Below are 9,911 nucleotides of genomic sequence, written 5' to 3'. Positions count from 1 at the left end.
GTGAGCCGCATGGATGCGGCGACCGAGCCTACATGGACGTATTTACGGCGTCCCCCTCAACCGGACCCACCCCGCCAACCCACGGAATGCCGCTCTTGCTTTGGCCGTTGCCTTTGCATTGAGCAGGTGCAGGGCTGCAAGCCCTGCCTAACAACCCTCAACTCTCGCAGTTGGCGAACACGTCGCGGTCGCGCTCATACAGCGAGGTCTTCACCTGCATCAGGCCCAGCACCGACGGGAACAGGTTGTCGTGGTCGGTGTACGCCGCCGAACGCTTGCGCACGCACTGCAGGTCCAGCCCGCGGCTGCTGGCGAAGCCCGGTGAGAACCACATCGTCATCGGCACGCGGGTCTGCTCGGCTGGTGCGATGGCGTAGGGCACGCCATGCAGGAACAGGCCCTTCTCGCCCAGCGACTCGCCGTGGTCGGACAGGTAGATCATCGCCGTGTCGTAGTCCTGCAGGCCCTGCAGCGTGCCGATGGTCTTGCTCAGGAAGTGATCGGTGTACAGCACGGCGTTGTCGTAGCTGTTGGTGATCTCCTCGCGCGAGCAGCGGCCGATGTCGCGGGTGTCGCAGGTCGGGGTGAAGCGGCGGAATGCCGGTGGATAACGCTCGAAGTAGGCCGGTCCATGGTTGCCCAGCTGGTGCAGCACCACCACCCGGTCGCCGGGCTTGGCGCGCACCTGGGTGGCCAGATCCTGCAGCAGGATCTCGTCCATGCAGCGGCCATCGGCGCACAGCCCCGGCGTGGTCGCGTCGGACAACGACTGGAAGTCCAGGCCTTCGCACACGCCCTTGCAGCCGGACTGGTTGTCACGCCACAGCGGTGCGATACCGGCACGGTTCAGCACATGCAGCAGCGACTGGTGCGCGCGGATCTTCTTCTCGTCGTAGTCGTGGCGGCCCCACGGCGAGAACAGGCACGGCAGCGAGACTTCGGTACTGGTGCCGCACGAGTGCATGTCCGGGAAGTTGATCACTGGCGCCTGCGCCAGTTCCGGCGTGGTGTTGCGGCCGCCGTTGAGGCCCCAGTTCTGCGCGCGCACGGTCTCGCCCATCACGATCACCAGCAGGCGCGGCTTGCTGGCCGGTGCACGCGGGGTGGCCTTGGCGTCGGTGCCGATCGGCAGCTTCGGCGCGCGCTGCACCGGATTGTCGCCACGCAGTGCACGCGGCATGCCCAGCAGCACGTTGGCCGGGGTGGCGAGATAGCGTACTTCGCGCTGGTTGCGCATCAGCGCCGAGACGTCCTGGAACGAGATCAACGCGCCGCCGACCGCGGTCACTGCGGCCACCACCAGGAAGCCGAGGCGCCACAGCAGGCTGCGGCCCCAGCTGCGGCGGCGCAGCTGCACCCGCCACAGCACCACCATCGGCAGCACCGCCAGCAGCAGCACCGGCCACACCAGCGACACCGTCATCAGTTCGCGGCTTTCCTTGGGGTCGGTCGCCAGCACGTTGCGCAGCATGTCCGCATCCAGGTAGATGTGGTAACGGCTCATGTAGTGCGCGGCGAATGCAGTCACCAGCAGCAGCAGGCTGATCACCACCTTGGCGTTCCAGCGCCAGACCAGGATGCCGAGCAGTACGCCGTGCGTACCCAGCAGCAACAGCAGCAGCGAAAGGGCGTAGCGCAGGCTGCCCGGATGGCTGGCCATCGCGCTGTGCCAGAACAGGCCGTTGCCGGCCACCGCGAAGAACAGGCTGGTCAGCGCGATCAGTGCTTCGGTGGACAGCTGCGGCCGCCAGCGGAGGACGCTTGCCAGGGCCGGCAGGCGGGTAGAGCGTTGGACCGATGCGCTCATGCGTTTGCCTCCTGGCGGTGGGGACGGTCCAGCTGACGGCGGATCAGGACATACAGGCCCAACGAAAGCAGCCAGCACGTCAAGGCCGTGGCAACGTCATGCGAAAGGAAGTGCGCACCGCGCAGCTGCTGGCTGATGCCGAACACCAGGCCGCTGCCCAGGCCGATCCACAACCCCGCCCAGCGCCACGACGGCCGCCACAGCAGAGCGAAGAAGTACAGGCAAAGCCAGGCGTAGCCCGCGCTGGCGTGCCCGGCCGGGAAACACGCCTGCGGTGCCATGCCGGCCGGGCGCAGCGTGAACAGTCCGATGAAGGGCTGGTGGCCGCCATAGCGCAGCAGGTCCCACGGGCATTCCATCGGCACCAGCGACTTCAGCAGGGAGATCACTCCGGTGCCCAACGCCATGGCAACAACGACATAGAGCAGCGCCCAGCGCAGGGTCCGGTCACGGCCCTTGCGCCAATGGTGGAAGCACAACAGGATCGCCACCAGCGCGGCTGCCGTGCTCATCCACTTGCCGGCCTTGTGGACGAGCGTGCGGGTGACCCAGGCGTCCTGCAACGCCCAGTGGCCACCCTCAAGGCGGAACAGGTGGTCGGCGACCCACTGATCGCCACCGAAGCCCATCAGCAGCGCGAACACGGGCAGGCCGATGGCGACAGGCAGCCAGAGGTGGGTTACGGCAAATCTTGACGCCAGCGGCGATGTCGCAAGCGGCGCTACCGAATCAATGGGACGGACGGGCATGCTGGGAAAGGGCGGTTCGGGAATCCGCGGCCATGCTCGTCACCTGGATGTCGGAGAAGGGTCGGACGCTCGTTCGTGCCGGGTTAATGTTTGCCCGGCACGAGCCAACGTTCAGTCTTCTTCGGCGGTCGACCCGGCCCGCTCGGCATGGCATTGCGGGTCCCAGGCGGTACCCGGAAGCAGCTGCCAGCGATTGCGGTTTGCCACGCCGATGTCGATCACCTTGGCTGGGTCCACGCAGGGGCTCATCGCATCGTCCAGTACCAGCAGCCAGCGCTTGTCCGGCGCTTCGGCCAGCCACGGGCCGGCATCGTGCCATTGCTCGGGCCAGGGGCGCTTGAAGCCGAACTCGCGCACCGGGCGGTCGGCCTGCAGCAGGTTCTGTTCGCGCCAGGCCACCAGCGCCAGTTCGGCATCGGGGCCGATCCGTGTGCCAACCCGGCGCATCAGCGCCGAGGCCGAGGCGTAGGGGTCCAGCGCCGGGATCAGCACCAGCCCGTACAGCATCCACAGCATGCCGTGGGTCAGCAGCACCAGTGTCGCAGCGCGCCGTACCCGCAGCCATACGATCAACGTGGCCAGGGCGATGGCGAAGGTCAGCAGGCCGTCGCCGAGCACCGGCAGCAGGGTGTCAGGCATGGCCCGGCGCTCCAGCTGCGCCACCGCCCACGGGTGTTCGGTCATCAGCATCACGCCGAGCACGCCGGTGGCCAGCATCAGCACCACGCTGTAGCCGAACAGGTAGCGGCGCACGCACAGCCGGCGCAGCAGGCCCGGCAGCAGCGGTGCGACGGCCAGCGCCATCGCCGGCAGCATCGGCAGCAGATAGACCTCGCGCTTGCCCGGGCTGGCACTGAAGAACACCAGCACCAGCAGCGCCCAGCCCAGCAGCAGCCACTGCCGGCGGTCGCCACGGCGCAGGCGGCGCCACCACGGCTTGAACAGCAGCGGCAGCAGCAGGCTGCCTGGCAGCCACAGGGTGAGGATCACCTGCAGGTAGTACCAGACCGGCTGGCGGTGATGCCAGGCGTTGGCGTAGCGGGTGCCGGTCTGCTTGAACAACAGCTCATGCGCGTAGGCCTGAAGCTCGGCGCTGGGCGCATGCAGCAGGGCCCAGCCCAGCGGTGCCAGCCACACTCCCACGCCCAGCAGGAAGGCCGGGATGAGCCAGAGCAGGCTGGCCGGATGCGGGCCCTCCACCACATGGCCACGGCGACGCTGGTACAGCCACCAGCCGAACCAGGGCAGCACCATCAGCAGCGGCAGGAAACCCACGCCCTTGGTTACCGTGCCGACACCGGCGGCGAAACCGGCCAGCCACAGGGCGGGCAGGTTGCGGCGTTCGCACAGGTGGCGCATCAGGCCCCACAGGGCCACCGTGGTCATGCCCACCAGCACCATGTCGATCTGCGCGCGCTTGGCCATCAGGCCGAACTGCAGGGTGCAGAACAACGCAGCCACGGCGTACAGCGAATGCCGGGGGGACCACAGGCGCCGCGCCAGGTCCGAGACCAGCCACAGGCTGAGCAGGGCACCCAGCAGCGAGGGCAGCAGGAATGACCATTGCCAGCTGCCCACCACCTCGTAGGCCGCCGCCTGCAGCCACATGAACACCGGAGGCTTTTCCGCATACAGCTCGACGCCACGGTGGGGCAGCAGCCATTGCCCGCTCTCGACCATGGTGCGGGCAGCCAGCACGAAGCGGGGCTCGTCCGGTGGTTGCGGCTGGCGCATGCCGATACCGGCCGCCAGCGCGGCAATGATCAGCAGCCACAGCAGGGGCAGGCGCCAACGACGGGGCAGGGCTACGGGCACGGCGGGCTCCGGGAGCAAAACAGCCATTCTGAGGCGGCGGGGGTGGGAAAAGCGTCGGAGGTGGCCAAGGCGACCGCATTCCGACATGGGCAGCGCTACCATGTTACGAACTTCCGTGGATGTTTCGTGCATGCGTCTGTTGGTGATCGAGGACAACCGCCAGCTGGTGGCCAACCTGTTCGACTATTTCGAGTCGCGCGGGCATGTGCTGGACGTGGCCCCGGATGGCATCACCGGCCTGCACCTGGCCGGCAGCCACCCCTACGATGCGGTGATCCTGGACTGGATGCTGCCGCGCATGGAGGGGCCGGAGGTGCTGCGCCGTCTGCGCGCCGAGCACGCCTCGGAGGTGCCGGTGATCATGCTGACCGCACGTGACGAGCTGCCGGACAAGATCGCCGGCTTCCGCGCCGGTGCCGACGACTACCTGACCAAGCCGTTCGCCCTTCCCGAGCTGGAGGTGCGGCTGGAGGCGCTGCTGCTGCGTGCGCAGGGCCGCAATCCGCGCAAGCGGCTGCAGGTGGGCGACCTGGTGCTGGACCTGGCCACCCTGGAGGCGCAGCGCGGCAGCCAGGTACTGCATCTGTACCCGGCCTGCCGCAAGCTGCTGGAAGTGCTGATGCGCGCCAGCCCCGGTGCGGTCACCCGCCAGCAGCTGGAATTCGCTTTATGGGGTGACGAGCCACCGGATGGAGACCTGTTGCGTTCGCATGTCTACGAACTGCGCCGCAGCGTCGATGGCCCGTTCGCTGACAAGCTGATCCACACCCTGCCGCGGGTCGGCTACCGGCTGGCCGTGACTTCGGCCAACGATCCGGCCAGGGATGACGATGAAGGCGCGTAAGCCGGGACCGCTGTACCGGCGCGTGGTGTGGTGGTTGCTGGGCTACCTGGCGCTGTTGTCGATCGCGGTGTTCAGCGTCGGCAACTACGTGCATGAGCACGCCGAGCATGCGGCCTGGCGCGCGCTGCTCAACTCCGAACTGGACAGCATCGTCGACCATACCGAGCACGAGCCGCATTACCGCTGGCAGGACTCGGACACGCTCAGCCTGTTCCGTTTCGATGAAGGCAACATGCCCGAGAGCGTGCGCACGCTGCACCCGGGGCTGCACGATGGGGTACCGATCAAGGGGCGGCAGACCGCCGTGATGGTGCGCGACACCGGCTCGATGGGGCGGGTGGCGCTGGCGCTGGACATCTCCGACTTCCATGACCTGGAGCAGTTCGCGACGCGCTGGGTGATGCTGGCCGGGGTGATCATGATCTTCGTCACCGTGCTGATGGCTTCGTTCGGCATGGAGCGGATGGTGCGTCCGCTGAGCCTGCTGGCCCAGCATATCGGTGCGCTGCGGCCGGGTGTGCAGGGGCAGCGCATCAACGTGGACCCGCGCGGCAGTTCCGAGCTGCATACCATCGCCGATGCGCTGAATGACTACCTGGACCGCAACGAGCAGTTCGTCGAGCGTGAGCGGGTGTTCATCAGTACCGCCAGCCATGAGCTGCGCACGCCGATCGCGGTGATGACCGGCGCCGCGGAACTGGCACTGGAACAACCGGGCCTGCCGGATCGGGCGCGCCAGCAGATGCAGCGCGTGCTGCGTACGGCGCAGAGCGTTGAGCAGCTGATCGAGCTGCTGCTGGTGCTGGCACGCGATCCGGCGCGACTGGCCGCTCGCGCCGAGCGCATCGCGCTGGACCAGTTGCTGCCCGAGATTGTCGATGACCACCGCCACCTGCTTGGCGACAAGGACCTGAGCATCGGCATCCAGGCCGCGCCGGTGGATATTGTTGCGCCGTTGGCGGTGGTACAGGCGGCGATCGGCAACCTGTTGCGCAACGCCATCGAGAACAGCGGCCGTGGCCATATCGAACTGCGACTAAGTTCGTCGGCAGTGCTCACCCTGCAGGACCCGGGGCACGGCATGAGCCCGGAGGAGATCGCCGCGATTCACGCGCGCATGGCCCGGGGCGACCGCGCCGACCGCGGTGGGGGCATCGGCTTGGACCTGATCGCGCGCCTGTGCGAACACCTGGGATGGACCCTGCGGCTGCAGCCCTGCGAAGCGCGAGGTACGCGCGCCACCCTGGATTTCAGCGCTTCGCGCCCGGCCTGATCGGGCCGCGCCGGTAGATGCCAACCTTGGTTGGCATACTGCCCGTCGACCAAGGTCGACGCCTACCCAGGCAATGGGCGGCCTGTGTCGTGGTAGATGCCAACCTTGGTTGGCATGCTGTCCGTCGACCAAGGTCGACGCCTACCCAGGCAATGGGCGGCCTGTGTCGTGGTAGATGCCAACCTTGGTTGGCATGCTGTCCGTCGACCAAGGTCGACGCCTACCCAGCAGTGGTCACCGTCCGTCCGGGCGCGCCACGTGCTGGTCGATCAGGATCACATTCCCATCAGGATCGGCCAGCTGCAGGTAGCCGGTGCCCTGGCTCTCAGGGTCGGTACGTACTGCCAGCTCGATGCCCTTCGAGTCCAGCTCGGCCTGGAGTTCACGTACGTCCTGGAAGTGGGGCAGCTCCTGCCTGTGCTGGTCCCAGCCGGGATTGAAGGTGAGCAGGTTGCCCTCGAACATGCCCTGGAACAGTCCGATCACCGTGCCGTTGCTGCGCAGTACCAGCCAGTTCTGTGCCGGGTCGCCACCAGTGACCGAGAAGCCCAGGGCTTCGTAGAACGCGCGGGAGGCGGCCAAATTCTTCACCGAGAGGCTGACCGAGAAAGCGCCGAGCTGCATGGGGAGGCTCCCGGAGGGGATGGGGTCGTGGTCGGCACTGCAGCATGACCCGGCGTGAAGACAATGTTAATCTCAACCTGCGCCGCTTCATGCGGCGCTTTTTTTTCCCGCTCTTTCGATCGACAGAGGATCCCATGCCGACCGAACCCGCTACTGCCCTGATCAGCAACGACATCGTTGGACTGGGCCTGATTGCCGCCACCCTGGCCCTGATCTTCTGGGCTGCCAGCGGTCCGACCCCCTTGCTGAAGAAGATCTTCGCCTGGGTGCCGGCACTGCTGCTGTGCTACTTCATCCCCGCCCTCTACAACACCGCCGGTGTCATCGATGGCCACAACACCTCGCTGTACAACCCGGTTGCGCGTGATGTGCTGCTGCCTGCGGCGCTGGTCCTGCTGACCCTGTCGATCGATCTCAAGGGCATCGCCAAGCTCGGTCCGAAACTGCTGATCGTGTTCTGTGCCGGTACCGCCGGCATCATGCTCGGCGCCATCGTCTCGTTCCAGCTGATGAAGCTGATCCACCCGGAAACCGTGGCCGGCGACACCTGGGCCGGCATGGCCGCACTGGCTGGCAGCTGGATTGGCGGCGGCGCCAACATGGTCGCGATGCGCGAAGTGTTCGGTACCGATGCCACCACTTTCGGACAGTTCGCGGTGGTCGACGTGGCCTGCGCCAGCCTGTGGATGGCGATCCTGCTGTTCCTGGCCAACCGTGCGCAGCAGATCGACACCCGCAACGGTGCCGATACCCGCGCCATCGACGAGATGAAGGCCCGCATCAGTGCCTACGAGGCGCAGAATGCGCGCATTCCCAGCATGACCGACCTGATGGTGATCGTCGGCGTGGCGCTCGGCGGCGTCGGCCTGGCCCATGCGATCGCGGCGCCGCTGTCGGGCTGGTTCAAGGCCAACATCAGCTGGGCCAGCCAGTTCAGCCTGGACAGCCAGTTCGTGTGGGTGATTCTGCTGTCCACCGCAATGGGCCTGGGCCTGAGCTTCACCCGCGCACGCCGGCTGGAAGCGGCGGGTGCCTCGCGGCTGGGCACGGTGTTCCTGTACTTCCTGATCGCCTGCATCGGCATGCAGATGAACCTGCTGTCGCTGCTGGATCGTCCGTGGCTGTTCCTGCTGGGTGCGATCTGGATGGCCACGCACGTGCTGGTGCTCTGGATCGTTGCCAAGCTGCTGCGTGCACCGTTGTTCTTCTTCGCGATCGGCTCGCAGGGCAACATCGGTGCGGCGGCTTCGGCGCCGGTGGTGGCGGCGGCGTTCCACCCCACGCTGGCCCCGGTGGGCGTGCTGCTGGGCACGGTGGGCTATGCCACCGGTACGGGCCTGGCGTATGTCACCGGCTTGATCCTGAAGTGGATGGCCACCGGCTGAGCCGGGCCACGCCTGGCATCGTGATCCCGTGTAGAGCCGAGCCGATGCTCGGCTCTTCTTTTTTCAGGCCGCAGGCAGAACTGTGCGGTACATACCGGATCGTATGGTGGCCGCGTCGTAGCGTAGACAGCACCTGTCGCTCATCCGCAGCGACGTTGCCCGGGGGCTGGAATGACGCATCGACGGATGATTGGGGGAGCCACGCTGCTGGCACTGCTGTTGGCCAGCGCCGGGGCAGCTGCGCAAGCCGATGCTGCCGCGCGTGGTGCCCAGATACAGGCCGTAACCGAGGCCAGTGCGCGTGAGGTGGCGGGATTGATTGCCCAACCCGGCTTCGCCGAGGCCGTGCGCACCACGCTGGCGGCCTCACCGGAACGGGGCGTGGCACTGGATGCCGTGATGGAGCGCTTCGACCCGGGCGTCCACACCCAGGCCAGCGTCTCGCTGGCCAGCAACGATCAGCAGCTGCGCCAGGCCAAGGGCTTGCCAGCGCAGGGCGAGGGGCTGCTGCAGCTGCGCGCCTACGTGCCGGACGGCCAGTCGCTGGCTGACATCGCGCCGCGCCAGTTGTGGGTGGCCAGCCTGCCACGGGGCAATGATCGTGACTGGACCACGCTGACGGCCTACGACGCGCGGGGCCGCGCGCATCTGCTGGACGCACGGCAGGCACCGGCATTCCCGGTCTTGATCGTCGATGTCGATACCCGGCGTTCGGTGCAGGAGGGCATGGCGCTGGTCAACGCCGGCCTGCGCGCACGGGGCCTGCAATCGCCCGAGCGCCTCCAGCTGTCGGCCGATGGCGCGCGTGCATCACTGGACATCACCCGGCTGGACCGCATCCGCCTGGCCGACGACCAGGAGCCGTGGGCACTGGGCGCGGCGGAGGTGTTCGCGGTGGTGTCCGGGCTGCAGATCGGCAAGGCGGAGCCGGAGATGGCCACGGTCGACATGCCCTACCTGGACCATGACAAGACCGACTACACGCCGCAGCAGGCGCTGGTCCTGTGGGGCAACTATCGGTTCAACGCCGCCAACGTGCAGTTGTTCGAGGATGACGGTGACACCAACTACCAGGACCTGCTGGTGGCGTTGAGCAACGGTGTGAAGGCAGCGCTGGGTGCGTTCGCACCGGAGTATGCGGTCATCGCCGATATTGCCGGCGCGATCCTCAAGGCGATGCCGTCGTCGTGGTTTTCCAACGACATCGATTACCTGGACAGCTTCTACCTGCTGCAGCGCGGGCAGGCCTATACCGATCGCATGGGGGCAGCCAACAACGCCAAGGTCACGCTCACCCCCATCACCCTGGTGGAGTAGGTCGGCAGGGCTTGCAGCCCTGCACCCGCTTCAATCAACGGCAACGTCAAAAGCCGAAGCGGCATTCCGTGGGTTGGCGGGGCACTGTGGGTGTGCG

General features: G+C 67.2%; 8 protein-coding genes. 4 read left to right on the top strand and 4 right to left on the bottom strand.

Features of this window, described 5'->3' with window-relative positions:
* Positions 1-157 precede the first annotated feature (157 nt).
* The 3 genes from QRO93_RS20385 to QRO93_RS20375 all read right to left on the bottom strand — a co-directional run bounded on the left by QRO93_RS20385 (position 158) and on the right by QRO93_RS20375 (position 4,398).
* The gene (locus QRO93_RS20385; RefSeq protein ID WP_180881076.1) at positions 158-1,807 is read right to left on the bottom strand and encodes a phosphoethanolamine transferase; all 1,650 of its coding nucleotides are present in this window, start codon (positions 1,805-1,807) and stop codon (positions 158-160) included.
* Positions 1,804-2,556 carry a phosphatase PAP2 family protein gene (locus tag QRO93_RS20380; protein WP_053450491.1) on the bottom strand — a complete coding sequence of 251 codons (753 nt, stop codon included), beginning with the start codon at positions 2,554-2,556 and terminating at the stop codon, positions 1,804-1,806. Before QRO93_RS20380 ends, QRO93_RS20385 begins: the two co-directional genes overlap by 4 nt.
* Before the next feature lie 111 nt (positions 2,557-2,667).
* On the bottom strand, positions 2,668-4,398 hold the full coding sequence (locus QRO93_RS20375) for a glycosyltransferase family 39 protein (protein WP_219626353.1): 1,731 nt from the start codon (positions 4,396-4,398) through the stop codon (positions 2,668-2,670).
* Between the two features lie 103 nt (positions 4,399-4,501).
* Here QRO93_RS20375 and QRO93_RS20370 point away from each other — a divergent pair, with 103 nt between their 5' ends.
* Entirely contained in the window at positions 4,502-5,215 is a 714-nt protein-coding gene (locus QRO93_RS20370) for a response regulator transcription factor (RefSeq protein WP_133935311.1), read from the top strand.
* Entirely contained in the window at positions 5,202-6,488 is a 1,287-nt protein-coding gene (locus tag QRO93_RS20365) for a HAMP domain-containing sensor histidine kinase (protein ID WP_180881078.1), read from the top strand. The genes QRO93_RS20370 and QRO93_RS20365 overlap by 14 nt, the downstream gene beginning before the upstream one ends.
* A 234-nt stretch (positions 6,489-6,722) precedes the next feature.
* Here the strand turns inward: QRO93_RS20365 and QRO93_RS20360 are convergent, their stop codons facing one another.
* Positions 6,723-7,112 (bottom strand): VOC family protein, encoded by a 390-nt coding sequence (locus tag QRO93_RS20360; protein WP_180880289.1) that lies wholly within the window; start codon positions 7,110-7,112, stop codon positions 6,723-6,725.
* A 134-nt stretch (positions 7,113-7,246) separates the two neighbouring features.
* Between QRO93_RS20360 and QRO93_RS20355 the strand changes: the two genes are divergently transcribed.
* Together QRO93_RS20355 and QRO93_RS20350 are read left to right on the top strand one after the other, a co-directional pair.
* Complete coding sequence (locus QRO93_RS20355) at positions 7,247-8,497, top strand: DUF819 domain-containing protein (RefSeq protein WP_285304339.1); 1,251 nt, start codon at positions 7,247-7,249, stop codon at positions 8,495-8,497.
* Positions 8,498-8,683: 186 nt separating this feature from the next.
* Positions 8,684-9,814 carry a DUF3103 family protein gene (locus QRO93_RS20350; RefSeq protein WP_180880291.1) on the top strand — a complete coding sequence of 377 codons (1,131 nt, stop codon included), beginning with the start codon at positions 8,684-8,686 and terminating at the stop codon, positions 9,812-9,814.
* Positions 9,815-9,911: the final 97 nt, after the last annotated feature.

Origin of the sequence: Stenotrophomonas maltophilia group sp. Smal17 (genome assembly GCF_030237045.1) — a bacterium.
Classification (GTDB): Bacteria; Pseudomonadota; Gammaproteobacteria; order Xanthomonadales; family Xanthomonadaceae; genus Stenotrophomonas; species Stenotrophomonas forensis.
The sequence above is the reverse complement of the archived record's forward strand: the minus strand, read 5'-3'. Positions and strand labels throughout refer to the sequence as shown.

What these genes read in the sequence shown, in the direction of transcription:
- QRO93_RS20375 (WP_219626353.1), bottom strand. Translation starts at nt 4,398, where the DNA reads ATGGCTGTTTTGCTCCCGGAGCCCGCCGTGCCCGTAGCCCTGCCCCGT.
- QRO93_RS20365 (WP_180881078.1), top strand. Translation starts at nt 5,202, where the DNA reads ATGAAGGCGCGTAAGCCGGGACCGCTGTACCGGCGCGTGGTGTGGTGG.
- QRO93_RS20385 (WP_180881076.1), bottom strand. Translation starts at nt 1,807, where the DNA reads ATGAGCGCATCGGTCCAACGCTCTACCCGCCTGCCGGCCCTGGCAAGC.
- QRO93_RS20380 (WP_053450491.1), bottom strand. Translation starts at nt 2,556, where the DNA reads ATGCCCGTCCGTCCCATTGATTCGGTAGCGCCGCTTGCGACATCGCCG.
- QRO93_RS20370 (WP_133935311.1), top strand. Translation starts at nt 4,502, where the DNA reads ATGCGTCTGTTGGTGATCGAGGACAACCGCCAGCTGGTGGCCAACCTG.
- QRO93_RS20350 (WP_180880291.1), top strand. Translation starts at nt 8,684, where the DNA reads ATGATTGGGGGAGCCACGCTGCTGGCACTGCTGTTGGCCAGCGCCGGG.
- QRO93_RS20355 (WP_285304339.1), top strand. Translation starts at nt 7,247, where the DNA reads ATGCCGACCGAACCCGCTACTGCCCTGATCAGCAACGACATCGTTGGA.
- QRO93_RS20360 (WP_180880289.1), bottom strand. Translation starts at nt 7,112, where the DNA reads ATGCAGCTCGGCGCTTTCTCGGTCAGCCTCTCGGTGAAGAATTTGGCC.